Source organism: Tolypothrix bouteillei VB521301 (genome assembly GCF_000760695.4).
GTDB classification, from domain to species: Bacteria; Cyanobacteriota; Cyanobacteriia; order Cyanobacteriales; family Nostocaceae; genus Scytonema; species Scytonema bouteillei_A.
The window spans coordinates 3,894,816-3,912,513 of record NZ_JHEG04000001.1; the positions used below are offsets into that span (position 1 = coordinate 3,894,816).

Below are 17,698 nucleotides of genomic sequence, written 5' to 3' on the forward strand. Positions count from 1 at the left end.
TTTCCTCAATTATGCAGGTAATTATTAAACTTCTTGCTTCGTTGGAGATTTGAGATAGGGGTCAAAGTAAAAGGGATTGAATTTTTCATTTCCCTTTTACTTTTTCTCAATCTGGTTGCAAAAGTACTTTTTGCAAGGTTTCTATTAACTTTCTATTAGCTGGAGAATCCTTTGTAACGGGTTCTCTTCTTGTAAGAACAGAGATAATGGAATTCTTACGCCTAGTCGCTGTTCAATAAGCGCAACAATTCTTAAAGTACTCAATGAATCTAACCAAGTCATGTCTTCATTCACAAAAACCATCTCGCGGGTTGCATTTTGTTCCCGATAAACTTCCTGAAAAATGGAATACAACATTTCACGAATGTCGCGTGTAAAAAGCTTGTCTGGAATTTTTATCGAGTCTTTAAGACTCTGAACTGATAACGATTGTCTAATGACTTCTGGATTATTGCATTCCAACAGCGGGCGCGATTTAAGTTCCTCTAAGCGCCTTTGTAGGGAAGGTTTTTTGTTGAAAATACTTTCGTCACAATCATTCAGTATTGTCTGAATGCTTTCTTTGTAAATATCAGCAATAATTTCTAGCTGGTTTTGGGAGAGAATTGCACCATTGGCATTTAGGGTAATATTCAGAGCCGAAGTAAATATGTTTACTCCAAAGTTGGCAAGCAGAGTAAAGTCCGCATGTTCAAACCATTTGATATCTCCAAACATTTGGAAATTATCGTCTTTTAAGTTCTCGTTATAGATGTGGAATTGAGTGAAGTTAAAAGCCACTTCAAAAAGCTGTTTTCCATTGAAGTCCTTTTGAATGCAAGCAAGAGGATATCTTCTGAAGGGAATGACTTCTTGTTCGGACTTAAGAACTTGTTTGAAAAACTCTTTCCACGACACGTCAGTCAGTTGCAGGCGAAATGGAATGGTATTTAGGAACAGACCGACGACTTTATCTCCTTCGTTTTGTTCTAAGCGCCCATTTGCAAAAACACCTGTTAGTACATCTTGAGTTTTGGAAATGAGGCTAAGAACGTGAATATGACTTGCCAACAATACGTGTTTAAGTGAAACGTTGCATTTCTTTGCAATTTCAGTTAGCTTCTCCAACTCTTCTTTAGAGAATTTGAGAATTGTTTCACTCCATCTGGAGTCGATCTCACCTTGTTCGTCACGAGGTAAGTGGCAGAATGTAAAGTTTTCTAGCTTTTGACCCCAGAACTCCTTGGCTTCCTGAGACTTTCTCTCTTGCAGTTCGACTTTGACATAGTCCTTAAATGACAAATTTAGTTTTTGGTAAGGTAAAGGTTTGTTACCTTGCAACATTTCAAGATAGTCTTGAAAGAGTCGAGACGTAATTGATGCTAAGCTCCACCCATCTAAGATGGCATGGTTAAAGCTGAGTGAAAAATTAAAGTTGTTTTTGCCTCGCTTGTGGATGAAGAACCTCATTATAGGTGCTCTGTTCCAGTCAAAGCTGTTGCTCTTCTCATCTTCGAGCCATTGTGCAATAATACTTTCCTGCTTTTCCCAGTTCAAATCTGAAATGTCAAAATCCTGAACCAAAGGCTCTACCCTTTCATGTACCAACTGCATGGGTACAGAATAGTTTTGCAAATCGAATGATGTTCTTAAAATTTCATGCCTTTGAATCATGATTTCAATGGCTTTTGTTAGAAGCTCTAAATTTAGCTCTAACTTAAGGTGGTAGCTTGCAAGGTCATGGAAAACAGCTTGTTTTGGATCGAGATCGCTGTGATAAATCATGCCCAGTTGAAGCATGGTTGCAGGGTATGCGTCTGCGACATCTGAGGGGATGAGTCGTTTATCATTTTGATTGAGCAAAGCAAATGGCTCGGTCAAAGCTACATGATTCTCAATATTTTCCCGCTCGTCCTTCAGTTGCTCTGAGAGGTCACGAATTGTTTGAAGACGCAAGATGTCTTGAAGTGTAAAGTGAAAGCCAGCATCCTTGAGCTTTGCTAGAAGGCGAATTGCTGAAATCGAATCACCTCCAAGCTCAAAGTAATTGCGATCGATACCAAGATTTTGAACACCTAAAACGTCCTCCCAAATTTTGACTAATTCCGCTTCAAGGGTGTTACGTGGAGGTGTTACGGCTTGTTGTTTCTGTGTAAAGCTCTCTTCAGGAACAGGTAATGCTCGTCTGTCTAATTTTCCATTTACTGTCAGGGGGATGTCCTCTACCTGAATGAGAAAAGAAGGTACCATGTAAGATGGCAACGTTTTGAGCAGCATTTCACGAATCTGTTGTGTTTCAATTTGGCAACCATCTTGAGTTGCAAAATACCCAGCAAGTGCTTTACCCCCATCTTTTTTATTTACAGAGATAACGGCACAAGTAGAGATTTGAGGAAGACTTTTCAGAGCAGATTCAATTTCACCAAGTTCAATGCGGAAACCATTGATTTTGACCTGATGATCTATACGTCCAAGATATTCAATATCACCGCTTAACAACTTTCTTGCAAGGTCTCCAGAGCGGTAGACTTTTATCTTTTGTTGAGAGTGTGGAAGCGTGATTTCAACAAACCTTTCAGAAGTCAGTTTTTCCCGGTTGAGGTAGCCCAAAGTGACACCTCCACCTGCAACGTACATTTCGCCTGGTGTCCCCATTGGGACAGGCTGTTGCTTTTCGTCCAACAAGTAAATTTCTAAATCTTTTATTGGCACACCAATCATACTTCCAGGCGCTGAGGTGTCCTTTGCATAAATGGGACGGTAAGTCACGTGTACCGTCGTTTCGGTGATACCGTACATGTTTACAAGAGTTGGTTGCTTGTCGCCAAATCTCTTAAACCAAGGTTTTAAACTTGGAATATCAAGAGCTTCTCCACCAAAAATGATGTAGCGTAAATCTGTTTTCTCTACATCTTTCTTTTCTAAAAGAGCATTTTGAAACTGTTGGAATGCTGATGGTGTCTGGTTTAAGACTGTGACTTTTTCCGACAGTACAAGGTTAACAAAATCATCTGGCGATCGGCTGACCCAGTATGAGACAAGCACAAGGCGTCCACCGTATAACAGTGCTCCCCACATTTCCCATATGGAGAAATCAAATGCATAAGAGTGGAAGAGAGTCCACGTATCTTTCTCGTTGAATTCAAAATTCTGCTGAGTTTGAGAGAAGAGTCGGAGAACGTTAAAGTGGTTTACTAACACTCCTTTAGGCTGACCGGTAGAACCGGATGTATAGATGACATATGCCACATGGTGAGGTTTAAGATCGACTTGTATATTGTTACTGGGGTAGTTTTTTACCTCTGTCTCAATGGCGTCATAATGAATCACGGGAATCCCATTTTCAACGGAAAGATTAAATTCTGATTTTTGTGTTAGGAGAAGGCGAAGATTGGCATCTTGAGATATGAAAGAAATTCTTTCTTTTGGTGCTTGCGGATCTAGTGGAACGTATGCACCCCCAGCTTTTAAAGTGGCAAGGATAGCAACAATCATTTCCACGCTTCTTTCAAAGACTATACCAATCAAGCTTTGTGGTTTGACTCCTTTCTCTTTTAGGAAGTGAGCCAATTGGTTTGCCCTAGCATTGAGTTCAGAATATGTTAAGCTTTGATTTCCATAAGTGAGTGCAATTCTATTTGGGAAGTTTTTCGCAGCTTTTTCAAAATGGTGCTTCAGTGTGTGGAATTCTGATGGTTGTTCCTGTTTGGGAAGCGCTGGAAGTAAATGACTGATTTCTTCCGGTGCTAATAATGGAAACTTGAAAATGCTTTCATCAAGGTTACCCCTCAGAACGTTAAGGACGTTCAAGTAATATTTAGCATATCTACTAACCTGTTCTTTACTTAACTCTTCCGGATCGTAGTTCAGCATAAACTTTAGATTGTGACTAAAGCGATCCACATTGAAGCTGGCGAGTAACGTGAAGTTGGTTTGCTCAAAGTACTTGGCTCTCACAACTTTAAGCTTTTTGGTATTAGCTCCCTTTTCATAAACATGGAAATCTGTAAAATTGAAAGCACTTTCAAAATATGGTTCACCTCCATTGTATTTTTGGATTTCAGCAAGTGGAAAACGTCTGTTAGGAATAATTTGGCGTTCTATCTCAAAGACGGTTTGAATGAGTTCTTCCCATGTTTGTTCTTTAACAAGAACACGGAATGGTAGCGCATTAAGAAAGAGCCCGGAGAGATTTTCACCACCTACAACTTCAGGTCTTCCATTAAAGACGACACCTGTGGTGACATCTTTTTGGTTAGCGATAAGTCCCATAACCTTGATGTGTACGGCTAAAAGCAGACTCTTTAGTGGAACGCCAAGTGTCTGTGCAGTTGAATTTAAAGACGCAAAGAGTTCGCCGTCAATGATATTTTCAACGGTACCCCAAGTTTTTGTATTGAATTTTTCTTGCTCTTGCTCGCCACAAAGCCTTGGGATGGCTGTAAAATTGAAATCAACAAGTTGAGATTTCCAAAACTCAGATAATTTTCTATCTTTCAAAGCTTCCTGTTCCAGCTGTACGTAAGCACTAAACTGGAGTAAGTTCTCCTCAGTTTTAAGAGGCTCGTTATCAAGTATGGCAGAGTAAGCTTGATAAAAGTCTGAAAGAACAGTTGCTAAGCTCCAGCCGTCTAAAATGGCATGGTGAAATCCAACACCTAATGTCAAGAAAGTATCACTGCGTTGGAACACGCAAAAGTGAATTAAAGGAGCTTTCATGATTTCAAATGGGGTATTCTTTTCAGTTTCTACCCATCTTTCTACTTGAGCCTCTTGTTCGTTCTGATTGAGTGCTCTTAGGTCTTGAACTTCTAAAGGCAACTCGACCTCAGAATGGATAATTTGAACTGCTTTACTATAGCTCTTTAAGTCAAATGATGAGCGGAGAACGGGATGCTTTTTCAAGACCAATTTCAGTGCTTTCTTTATTGCTTCAATATCATATTTCACGTCAATATCAAAGCAGAAAACATCATGATAAATAGGTGTGTCTGGATGAAGTGCAGAATGATAGATCATACCGGACTGCAAATGGCTTAATGGCCATGCATCAATGATGTTATCAGGAAGCTTTTTCCGGTCTTCTTCACTCAAAAGGATAAAAGCACCAACTTGGTAGTGGTACATTTCATTTACTTCTTTCGCTTGTTTAGCTATTTTGGCAAGTGTCTGATATTTGAAAATGTCTTGTAAAGATATATCAAACCCTTGCTGCTTCATAAGAGCGACGACTTGAATGCTGTGAATAGAATCACCACCCAGTTGGAAAAAGTTACTTTGCAAGCTAACTTTTTCGACTTTTAAAACCTTTTTCCATATTTCTGCAAATAAGGATTCCACTGGTGTAAAAGGCTTTTCAAAGTCTTCACTTTCAACGATAATCGAGGCAGGATCGGGTAAGTTTTTGCGATCCAATTTGCCATTTGGTGAAAGAGGAAGCGCCTCTAAGGTGATAAAGAGTGATGGAATCATGAACTCAGGGAGCTGATGAGCAAGAAACGTTTTCATGTCACTTTCTTCAATGGAGCGATCGCAAACAATGTATGCGACGAGCATTTGGCTACCAGCTTTAGTCGTGTAGAGCGTAACAACTGCTTCTTGAACCCCATTAACTTCACGAATACATGATTCTATTTCACCGATTTCGACCCTAAATCCACGTAATTTGATTTGGTTATCAATACGACCGAGATACTCAATATTGCCATCAGGAAGGTAGCAAGCAAGGTCTCCAGTTTTGTAGAGACGCCCTTTTCCTTCAGGGTCAAATGGGTTAGGAATAAACTTTTCTCGTGTAAGATCTTCGCGACCATAATAGCCCTTAGCAAGTCCCACACCTCCAATGTGGAGTTCGCCAGCTACTCCAACTGGCTGAATCTTTAAATATTTATCAAGAACGTAAAGCTGTATATTTGCAATAGGTTTGCCAATAGGAACTTTTTGCCCGTATTGTCGAGCCAAACAAGGCCAATAGGAAACGTCTATGGCTGCTTCTGTTGGTCCGTAAAGGTTATGCAACAAACATCCCTGAAATTTTTCATGAAATTTTTGCGTTGATTGATAAGGTAAAGCTTCGCCACTGCAGAATACCTGACGCAGTGTTTTACAGGTACTGATATCTGGGTCATCTAGGAAAACATTTAACATCGATGGTACAAAGTGAACAGCAGTCACTTTCTTTTCATTGATGACCTGAATTAAGTAACTTGGATCGCGATGACCACCAGGTTTTGCCACAACAATACGCGCTCCATACATCAGTGGCCAGAAAAACTCCCATACTGAGACATCGAAGCTAAAAGGAGTTTTTTGGAGTACGCAATCTTGTTGCGAAAGTTGAAATTCTGATTGCATCCAGCACAGACGGTTATAAATACCTTTATGGGTGTTTGGAACTCCTTTGGGACGACCCGTAGAGCCGGATGTATAAATCATATACGCCGTTGACTCAGGATCTATGTTAAGGGAGAGGTCATCCTGACTTTCTAACGCAATAACAGGATCTTCTGGAAGAATAATTTGTGCCTCAACTTCAGAAAGATTTGGAACCAGGTCTTTTTGTGATAGCAAGTAAGAGATTTTTGAATCCTGAATCGTGTAGCGAACACGTTCTTCAGGATAATCGGGATCGAGTGGAACGTATGCTCCTCCGGCTTTGACGATCGCAAGTAATGACACCACCATTTCAACAGAGCGTTTCATATAAACGCCTACCAGTGTTTCTGAGTCTACTCCACACTTTCTCAGGTAGCGTGCGAGCTGATTGGCTTTTTGATTGAGTTCTTGATATGTGAGCTTTTGCTCCTCAAATTCAACCGCAACAGCTTTTGAAGTTGCAATGACTTGTTGTTCAATTTTGTCAACCAAAGTCAAAGCAGGATAATCAACTAGGGTGTTATTCCAAACCGAATGGACGATACGCTCTTCTTCTGGAGTAATGATTTTATACTCAGAAATAGGACGATGTGGATCTATAGAAATTTGCTGTAAAAGGTTTTGGAAATGTAAAAACAACCGGGAAATCGTTTCCTTTTCAAACAGATCCGTACTATAAAAGACTTCACCCCTGAGCTTATCTTCTTCTTCAAAAAGGGAAATCGTAATGTCGAGCTGACTACCACGAACATGGGTTTCTATAGCCTCGATATCACAACCTGAAAAATCAATCTTACTTACAGGAGTATTTTGGTAGGCAAACATCACCTGAAAAATAGGGTTGTAGCTTAAGCTTCTATTAGCTCCTATAGACTCGACAACCCTTTCAAAGGGAATATCTTGATTTTCTAGTGCAGCTAAGCTAGTTTTGCGAACTCTGGTAACAAGTTCAGAAAATTTTTCTTCTTCTACCAGGTTTGTTTTGAGCGCAATAGTGTTAATGAATAAGCCAATTTGAGATTCCAATCCACTTTGCTGTCTGTTGGCAACAGGACTACCGATGATGATAGTTTCTTGCTGGCTGTAACCATATAAAATCACATTTAAGGCTGCCAATAAAACATTGTACATTGAAGCTTTACAAGAGGAGGAGATTTGTTTTAATTTTTGAGTCAAATCCCGCTCTATATTGAAGCGATGAACATCTCCACAATAAGTTAGAACCGATGGTCGAGGATAGTCTGTGGGAATTGTCAAGAGAGAATTTTCACATCCTTCAAGTTCTGTTTTCCAATATAACTCTTGAGCAGAGCCATCTCTTTCAGTGCGATCGCGTTGCCATTGAGAAAAGTCAGAATACTGAAATCGCAGAGGTTGTAATTTGGCGGGTTCACTTTTTAGTAAAGAGTTATAAATGATTGTCAAATCCTTATTGAAAACTCCAACCGACCATCCATCAAAAATGATGTGATGTAGGCAAATAAGTAAAAGATGTTCATCTTCATTTAGCTTTGCAAGTGTTACTCTAAAAATTGGTCCATTTTGTAGGTCAAAGGGGGTGTTTGCATTATCATGAAGCAAATTCTGAAGGACTGAGTTTTTCTGTTCGCCACCAAAAAGTGAGATATCGTTATATTCAACGACTTTGCAGTCATCTAAACTCTCAAGAATGATTTGAACTGGTTTAGCTTCCTTTAAAGGAAATATGGTTCTAAGAGATTCATGCCTTTCAATTAATAATCTTACACTTCTCTCAAAAATGGCATAGTTAAATTCTCCACTAATTTTGTAAGCAAAAGGAATATTTAGCTCCGATTTATTTTGACTAATTTTATCTGCAAACCAAAATCTTTTTTGACCATAAGATAATTGAAGATCGCCCGATCTTGGAAGAGATTTGATTTGGCAATTATCTGTTTCTGGATTGTGCTTTCTGAGAAATTCGATGAGAAATTTCTTATTTTTTTTGATTTCTTCTATTAAATCTTGTGTTAGTACATCTTGAGAAGCATAAACTTTCAAATCGTCTCCATCTATGTTAAGTTTAATATTCTTTTCTGAGATTTCCTGAATTAAGTTTGAAAGAGTCAACATTTTTTCTCCTTGTATAGTGAGTCTTACCGTTTTTTCTTCTGTTTAAATTTTCAGTTCAATCCTACCTTCTTCCGCAAAGAAAGTAAGAGATTTATTCATGGTGAGGGCTTGTAAAAGCTTAATTTTGTCTTGTTGATTTACCAAGATAACTGTTTCAATATGTACGGCTAGTTCGGCTACAGTAGTGAATTCAAATAGTTCGCTGACTGTAAGTTCGATAGATAGCATCTTGTACAATTGAGAAACAATTTGAGCGGCTAACAGAGAATTTCCTCCTAATTCAAAGAAGTTATCGTGGACGCCCACTTCAGTCTTTAGGACCTCGGTCCAAATATCAGCTAGTTGTTGCTCAGTAGAGCTACGAGGAGCAATAAGTGGTCCTGCCGATTCCCGTCGCGATAGGGTAAAGTTAGATAAAGTACGGCGGTCTACTTTCCCGTTGGGAGACAGTGGTAAACTGTTCAACTGTACGAAGGCCAGAGGCATCATGTAGTCAGGTACTTTCTGATTTAGGAAACCCCGCAGATCGTGAATGGTAAGTTCTTGCTCGTGCATTGGAACTATGTAAGCTACTAGATGCTTATTGGATGATGAGTCTTCTTTAACTATTACTGCAGCTTCTTTGATAGCTGGGTGTTGACATAATGCTGACTCAATTTCTCCGAGTTCGATGCGAAAGCCGCGAATCTTCACTTGATTGTCAATACGACCAAGAAATTCAATATTGCCGTCCGGTAGGTAACGGGTTAAATCTCCTGTTTTGTACAGGTATGCACCTGGTTCATCACTAAAGGGGTTTGGGATGAATTTCTCTTCAGTTAATTCTGGACGGTTAAAGTAGCCACGAGCTAAACCGTCGCCACCAGTATACAACTCGCCCCTAACTCCAATGGGAACGGGTTGCATATACCTATCCAGTATGTAAACTTGCGTATTGGAAATAGGACGTCCAATAGGAACAGAATTACCGAACTGAAACGGCTCTGTAATTGAAAAGCAGCAGGTAAAGGTTGTATTTTCGGTTGGACCATAGCCATTAATCAGCTTACAGCCTTTTAACTTTTGAAGAGTCTTCCGGATGTGAGGAACAGACAAAACATCTCCACCGGCTAAGAGTTGACGCACAGGTTTTAAATCTTCAAGCTGCTCATCTACCATCAGGTGAAACAGACCGGATGTCAGCCACAAAATAGTCACTTGATATTGCTGAATAATCTGCCCCAATTTTTTTAAAGATAGCTTACTAGCAGGAAAGATGACTAACTTCCCACCGTTTAGCAAAGAACCCCAAATTTCAAAAGTCGATGCGTCAAACGAGATAGGAGCTAACTGCAAGAAAACGTCTTCCTTGGTTATGTTAACGTAATTGGCTCCTTTAACTAACCGCACTACACTACGATGGATAACGCTAACAGCCTTAGGTTTACCTGTGGAACCGGAAGTATACATCACATAAGCCAGGTTATCCGCCGTCACGTTAGTAATAGTATCCTTTGTCTCTTCGTCACTAGCATCCCACGGCTCATCTAACACTACTTTCGCTGTATTTTCTGGAAAGTTTTTAACAAATTGCCGTTGGGTTAACAGTATTGACAACTGAGAATTTGACAGCATGAAGGCTAGGCGCTCTTTAGGATAAGCTGGATCTAGCGGTACATAAGCTCCACCAGCTTTGAGAATGCCTAGCAACCCTACTACCATGTCTATAGAGCGCTCAACGCAGATACCCACTAGAACTTCAGGTCCTACCCCTAAAGAGCGTAGATGATGCGCCAGTTGCTCAGCACGGTGATTCAACTCCCAGTAAGTCAGTTGCTCATCTTCAAAAACCACTGCCACTGTATTAGGCGTCTGTTTTACTTGAGCTTCAAATAGGTGATGGATACACTGTTCTCGAGGGTAATCTACCTTGGTGTTATTCCATTCCACCAAAAGCTGATGCCGTTCTGCTTCAGTCAATAGTACTAAGGTCGAAACACGTTGACTTGGATCGGCAACAATACTCTTTAGCAAAGTTTGGAAATGCCCGAACATCCGTCTAACCGAAGCTGACTCAAACAACTCAGCGCTATATTCGCAACTTATTTTTATGCCTTCTCCTTCTTCAGAGGCAAAAATAACTAGATCGCATTTGTCGCTGTGTTCTTTAAACGCTGCAATATTACCTTCCAAAATCGGCGCATCTGAAACACAAAATGGTGTATTGCACAGTACCAACATCACCTGAAAAATCGGTGATTTAGTTACATTTTCATCTCTTTTAAGATCGTTAACGAGCTCTTCAAACGGATAATCTCGATTCTTCGCCGCCTCCTTAATTGTTATAGCAACGCGTCTCAATGTCTCTTCTGCACTTAGAGACCCTAGTAGATGCGTCCGTAACGGAATCGAATTTATGAATCTTTCCCTCTCCCTAAAGCTATCAGCAGACACGGAACCAACAATGATATCTTCCTGACCTGTGTAACGGTATAAAAGAATTTTGAATGCAGTCACCAAAAGATTAAATATATTAACTTTTTGATGTCTGCAAAATTTTTTGATTTCTAAGTAGAGGTCTTCATTAAGCTCAACAACTTCCCTCAACTTAGTCAATGAATGGTTCATTGTTCGCGGATAATCAGAGGGGATATCTAATACAGGCAGATTGCCATGCAGCTGATTCTGCCAATATGCTCTTTGTTCAGCTAGGCTGACTCTCATATTTTGCCATGTCAATACGTTCATTCAACACATCCTTCACAACAGTGAGTGAATTGTCATTAAGACTACTGAAACTATGCTAATTACGATTTGTTAGATGTAACAATAAGAAAAAATTAGGACTTAGTTACCTAGCTAATTTCAAATGTTCTTATAAAAGATCGGAGAAATAACGGGCATTGATTCATGTCTACCTAAAAATAAGAAAAAATAAGGAGGTAAGCAATAATAAACTTCTACCCATAACTGCTCTATTCGCGGAAATGCTTACTATGTAAAGCTCAGAATTAATTAAGCAATTATACTTAAAGATTAATCATCTAATAAAAAATAATAAAACATTAGGAATTTTCTGCCAAAGCGACTTATTTGTATGTGACTTATATATAATTTAGGAAAATTTCTACACCACTTTGAGTTATGAACTCAGAATCAGAATTTATTTGCGAAGAAGCACTTAAATTCGTCAATCAAATAATAAGTATAAAAATTGACAAAAACTTAAGTAATCTAGAAGAGGAAGTGTTCAGAGGGTCTTGGGAGGATAGGGATTATAAGGAAATCGCTGAAATGTTAGGATACTCTACTGGTCGCATTACTGAAGTCGGCAGTCAGTTATGGAGTAAGGTTTCAGAAGCCCTAGGAGAACCAGTCAGTAAAAAAACTTTTCGACAACCTTTAAGAAAAGAATGGGAGAAGCAACACCAGAATAGGACCACATTACCTTTGATAGAATCGCAATCTGCTTTAGAATCAATGGTGCAAGATTTTGCCTTTTATGTGGAACGCCCTCCCATTGAAGAGCGCTGTTACTCTGAGATTTTGAAGCCGGGATGTCTGCTACGAATAAAAGCCCCTTGGCAAACAGGAAAAACGGAGCTGATGTCAAGGATTATGCATTACGCCGAACAAAAGGGATACCAAACAGTCGTTTTAAATCTACGGGATGCGACAAAAGAAGATTTTAGTAATCTGGATAAATTCTTGCAGTGGTTCTGTACTATCATTGCTGACAGGTTCGAGTTGACTGTAAGTGTAGAAGAACACTGGGGCAAGAGTATTGGTAATAGCAAGATTAAGTGTCGAAGCTACTTTGAGAAGTATCTGTTGCCATCAGACAGTCCCCTAGCTTTAGCTTTAGATGAGGTAGACCGAATTTTTCCTTATCGGGAAATTGCCAGCGAGTTTTTAGGTATGCTGCGAACTTGGCATGAGGACGCTAAGACTCGTCAACTCTGGCGACAACTTCGGCAGGTCGTGTTACATTCGGAAATCTACACGGAGGTTGATATAAATCAGTCCCCATTTAATGCTGGATATGAGATGACATTAACAGATTTCAACGAAAACCAAGTGCTTTCTTTAGCACAGCGGTATGGACTGAACTGGGATACAGCCAAAGTGACACAGTTAATGGCTGTGGTGGGAGGACATCCCTATTTGGTTAGTGAAGCCCTCAGACACATAGCGCAGCAAGATGCAACCCTATCTGAAGTGCTGCAAACATCTCACACAGCATGGGGAATCTACAGCCGCCACTTAGAACAACACGGTCGAAATCTACAATCTAACTCTGAATTAGCAAGTGCTTTTCAAAAGATAGTCCAAGCAAACTCTGGGGTTGAATTTAATGCCGAGTTGAATCAAAGTATGGCAGTGAAGTTAAATGACTTGGGGCTAGTGAAGCTTTCAAGCAATAGTGCAATGCCACGTTACGAGTTATACCGCCAGTATTTTCGCGATCGCTTACTCAATAACTTATGAGTACAACATACAACTTCAGCAACTCTTATCAAGTGGGGGGAAGTTTGCCTTTTGCTGCTTCCACTTATGTAGTACGACAGGCAGACTATGAACTGTATGAAGGGTTAAAGGCAGGTTTATTCTGTTATGTATTAAACTCTCGACAAATGGGTAAGTCTAGTTTGCGGGTACGAACAATGGAAAGACTGCATAAAGTTGGATTTGCTTGTTGTGCGATTGAAATGAGAGATATTTGTAGCTATGAAGTGACACCAGATGAATTTTTTGGTGGCTTCCTCAGCCTTATAATCAGTGGATTTAATTTGGAAATCGATGCAGGTGAGTGGTGGTACAAGTATCAATATATTCCTCCGTCACTGCGGTTGAGTAAGTTTATCTTAGAAGAACTGCTAGACAAGGTGAGTCAAAATATTGTTATCTTCGTCGATGAAATTGATAATGTTCTTTCCTTAAAGTTCAAAGACGATTTCTTTGCTTTTGTTAGTAGCTGTTATAACAAACGCGCTTTTCATCCAAAATACAATCGCCTGACTTTTGGGCTACTCGGAGTGGTAACACCTGCGGATTTGATTGCTTCTACAAATTACACACCCTTTAATATTGATAGTCGGGTCGTGGAACTGACTGGTTTTCAGCTAGAGCAAACCACGCCTTTAGAGAAAGGGCTCCTTGGGGTGGTTAGCAACCCCTCTTCAGTCTTGAAAGAGGTGTTAAAGTGGACGAGCGGACAACCGTTCCTAACGCAATGGCTGTGCCAACTGATTTGCACGTATCCTTACAGACCCCTCGATCCAAACAGCGAAATAGAGTGGGTGGCTGCGATCGTGCGAGAAAAGATAGTTGAAAATTGGTGGGCGCAAGATAACCAACAGCATTTACAGACAATACGCGATCGCATACTCAGTAATGAGAAACGCGCCAGTCGGCTACTGGGGCTATATCAACAAATTTTGCGCTCTGGGGAAATTGATAGCAATGATAGCCCAGAACAAATGCAATTGCGGTTATCTGGGTTAGTAGTCAAGCAGCAAGGTTTTTTAAGAGTTTACAACCGCATTTATCAATCAGTTTTTGATGAGACTTGGGTTGAGAAAGAGCTAGCTTCCTTACGCCCCTACGCCGAAGCGATCGCAATTTGGGAAGCATCCTTATGTCAAGATTCTTCACATCTTTTGCGCGGACAAGACTTGCGAAATGCCCAAGCGTGGGCAGTTGGTAAAAGTTTAAGCGATTTGGATTATCAGTTTTTAGCCGCAAGTCTTGAGTTGGACAAGCAAGATATTCAAATTGCTTTAGACGCAGAAAAAGAAGCAAGTCATATATTAAGTGACGCTAATTATACATTAAGCCAAGCCAATCAAACACTGATTGGAGCGCAACAGAAAGCACAGCGAATTATTCGCTCCGGACTGACTATATTGTGTGTTACTTTGGTAACAGCAGTAGCAATGGCAGGATGGGCAGATAACCGTGTAAGGAAGGCAGAGCATCAAAGAAAATTGACTCAAATCGCCGAATTAAATGCTATATCTACAGTCGATCTGATCTCAAATAATCAACTCTCCGCATTAGTAGATAGTGTTAAAGCAAGTCGTCAATTACTCGAAATTGAAGCACCAGCTGATATTAAGAATGAGACTGTGAAACAACTCAAGCAAGTACTGGATGAAGTCCAGGAACGCAATTACTTAGAAGGACATAGTGCTATAGTTTACAGTGTGAGTTTTAGCCCCGATGGTAAGATTATAGCTAGTACCAGTGGCGATCGTACTGTTAAACTTTGGAGCAAAAACGGTCAGTTGCTAAGAACCTTAAAAGGTCATGGTGGTGACGTTTACAGCGTGAGTTTCAGCCCTGATGGACAACTGCTTGCCTCAGCTAGCGCTGACAACACTATTAAACTTTGGAGCCTTGACGGCAAGCAACTCAAAACGTTGCGGGGTCATAGTGGCAACGTTTATAGCGTGAGTTTTAGCCCTGATGGGCGACTGCTTGCTTCAGCAAGTGGTGACAACACTGTCAAACTCTGGAGCCTTGAAAGAGGTACTTTGCTCACAACCCTAAAAGGGCATAAAAACTGGGTCATGAGCGTGAGTTTCAGCCCTAATGGCAAAACTATTGCCAGTGGCAGTTTAGATAAAACTGTCAAACTGTGGAGTAGCGATGGTCATCTGTTAAGAACTTTAAATGGTCATAGTGACATAGTCCAAAGCGTAAGTTTTAGTCCTGACGGCAAGACTATTGCTAGTGGTAGTTTGGACGGAACTGTTAAGTTGTGGAGTAGCGATGGCAGCAAGAGCAGAACTCTGAAAGGACATGGCTCTGGAATATATAGTGTAAAGTTTAGCCCTGACAGCAAGACCCTTGCTTCAGGCAGCGGTGATAAGACAATCAAACTTTGGAGTAGCGATGGTAGCGAACTCAGTACTTTAAAAGGGCACAGTGGTGGGATCGCGAGTGTGAGTTTCAGTCCCGATGGCAAAACCCTTGCTAGTGCCAGTGCTGACAACACTGTGAGATTATGGAGTAATGAGCGCACCTTTACAACCCTAAAAGGTCATTATAATAGGGTCTATAGCGTGAGTTTTAGTCCTAATGGCAAGACCCTTGCTAGTGCCAGTGGTGACACAACTGTCAAACTCTGGAGCAGTCATGGTAGTCTGCTAGGAACCTTAGGCAAGCATCTTAATGAGGTTTATAGCGTCAGTTTCAGTCCCGACGGCAAGATCGTTGCTAGTGCTAGTGGTGACAAAACAATCAAACTCTGGAGTCTTAAAAGCAGACAGTTCAAAACCTTAAAGGGTCATAGCGATGCAGTCGAAAGCGTTAGTTTCAGTCCTGACGGCAAGATCGTTGCTAGTGCTAGTGATGACAAAACAATCAAACTCTGGAGTATCGATGGCGCTTTGTTGAGAACCCTAAAAGGGCATACTGCTCGGATCTTTAGTGTCGGTTTCAGTCCCGACGGCAAGACTATTGCCAGTGCTAGTGATGACAAAACAATCAAACTCTGGAGTATCGATGGCGCTTTGCTTGCAACCCTAAAAGGTCATCAAGATGGAGTCGGTAGCGTCAGTTTCAGTCCCGACGGGAAGACCATCGCCAGTGCCAGTGATGACAACACAGTCAAACTTTGGAATAGCGATGGCGCTTTGCTCGCAACCCTAAAGGGGCATAGTGCTCGGGTCTTTAGCGTCAGCTTTAGCCCAAATGGTAAGATAATCGCCAGCGCCAGTGATGATAAAACAATCAAACTCTGGAGTCTCAACGGCAGCGAGATCAAAACCCTAAAGGGGCATAATGGTGGTGTTGGTAGCGTGAGCTTTAGCCCTGACAGCAAGACCATTGCTAGTGCCAGTTTCGATGGAACTATCAAAATTTGGAGTCTTAATGGTTTAGAATTGCAACCCCTAAATCTGGATCGGCTCATAGTGCGCGGCTGTAATTGGCTGCACGATTATTTGAAGACTAACACGCGTTTTGCACAGAAGAGCGAATATCATCTTTGTGATAGTGTCACAGTTGGTGACATCGGCATCTGAATTTAAGCCCAAAGAAACTGATATGCTGTTACGCATTTGTTACTTCTTTATAGTGTGGCACAAGGTTTGGGAGTACACCTGCCTCCTTCAGGTTGTGCATTAGCAAAGTTTATGCCTGTAGTTACCAATATTGAGAAAGTTATCAATATTACCAACGGTACCGTTCTAATAACAAGTTTCCTTTTCATATCATCGCTATACTGATTGTTGTAATTTTTAATAGACGTCAGTGTACGACGACCTATGCACTTACCTTCACCCTTATTAGCCGCTTCATTTGAAGTTATCCAAAATGGCTCTAAGAGTATGTGGAGGCATTGGGTGACAATAGATACTAATCCCTAGTTAGCAAACCTCCCTTACCTTCTTCTTTGTCAATGATTTTCGTTATTGTGCCATCTAATTTTTCTAGACAAGAGTTAAGTTTTGTCTTACCTTCTTCTTGAATATATAAGGTTAGCTGAGAGTGTAACAGTACCCTTAAAGGTAATTTGATATTCTCAGCACAACTACGAACCTCTTTCAATTTGTAGTTCAATTTTAGAGAAATAGTCTAACAACACATAAACGTGATTTTACTGAATTAAAAGTGATATAAATTACATAATCTTTAAGAACAACCTGTTTGGAAAAGAGCTGGCGTGGGAAAACTAAGAGCAGGTCATGAAGAGAGGTTATGTATGAAAACTTTGGGTGTTTTAGCAACGGTATTTTTATTAACAAGCATTGTTCCTGCCTTTGCTCTCCCTAGTAATTACCAAATCTCCAGTAACTCTCGCGTATGGAGATGGGATACAAAGAATATTAAAATGTCAGACATTAGATTTAATCCTGAATTTCTTCTTTTATCAGTACCCGCTTCAGAGTCCGATGGCAATCAGTTTAAATTGAAAGTACAGTGCGGTAATAATCCCAATTTTTACTACAAGCAATTGGATTCATCTGGTAGAAGCGTAAAAATGGGGAGAGACCAAGGATTAGTAACCCAACTTTGCACCCAAGCAGCAGAAATTAGGGATGAGTACGTCCGTCAGTTGCTTGCTACCGAAACTTGTACGCGCATAAATCTACAATACGGGATTCGCAGCATTCCCGTGGCTCAGTTTGGCGACAACGCTAAAAAGAAAGATCGTAACAACAATGGGTTGGCGTGCGATTTGTAAATTTCATGAAACTCACGCTTTGTTAGTACAGATGAACTGTATGAGTAGCGATCGCTAATTTGACTTTTGGCTGATTGC

Annotated in this window: 5 protein-coding genes; 3 read left to right on the forward strand and 2 right to left on the reverse strand. The window is 40.5% G+C overall.

Annotated elements, in window-relative coordinates:
• Window positions 1–144: 144 nt before the first annotated feature.
• Both HC643_RS15440 and HC643_RS15445 read right to left on the reverse strand, forming a co-directional pair.
• Window positions 145–8,448, reverse strand: a complete 8,304-nt coding sequence (locus HC643_RS15440; RefSeq protein ID WP_038077406.1) for a non-ribosomal peptide synthetase — start codon at window positions 8,446–8,448, stop codon at window positions 145–147.
• 42 nt (window positions 8,449–8,490) lie between these two features.
• Window positions 8,491–11,175, reverse strand: a complete 2,685-nt coding sequence (locus HC643_RS15445; protein WP_082051710.1) for a non-ribosomal peptide synthetase — start codon at window positions 11,173–11,175, stop codon at window positions 8,491–8,493.
• A 396-nt stretch (window positions 11,176–11,571) separates the two neighbouring features.
• Between HC643_RS15445 and HC643_RS15450 the strand changes: the two genes are divergently transcribed.
• The 3 genes from HC643_RS15450 (at window position 11,572) to HC643_RS15465 (ending at window position 17,620) form a co-directional block, all read left to right on the forward strand.
• On the forward strand, window positions 11,572–12,915 hold the full coding sequence (locus HC643_RS15450; protein WP_038077410.1) for an AAA-like domain-containing protein: 1,344 nt from the start codon (window positions 11,572–11,574) through the stop codon (window positions 12,913–12,915).
• Complete coding sequence (locus HC643_RS15455; protein ID WP_038077411.1) at window positions 12,912–16,457, forward strand: WD40 repeat domain-containing protein; 3,546 nt, start codon at window positions 12,912–12,914, stop codon at window positions 16,455–16,457. The genes HC643_RS15450 and HC643_RS15455 overlap by 4 nt, the downstream gene beginning before the upstream one ends.
• Window positions 16,458–17,137: 680 nt before the next feature.
• On the forward strand, window positions 17,138–17,620 hold the full coding sequence (locus tag HC643_RS15465; RefSeq protein WP_038077414.1) for a hypothetical protein: 483 nt from the start codon (window positions 17,138–17,140) through the stop codon (window positions 17,618–17,620).
• Window positions 17,621–17,698 lie beyond the last annotated feature (78 nt).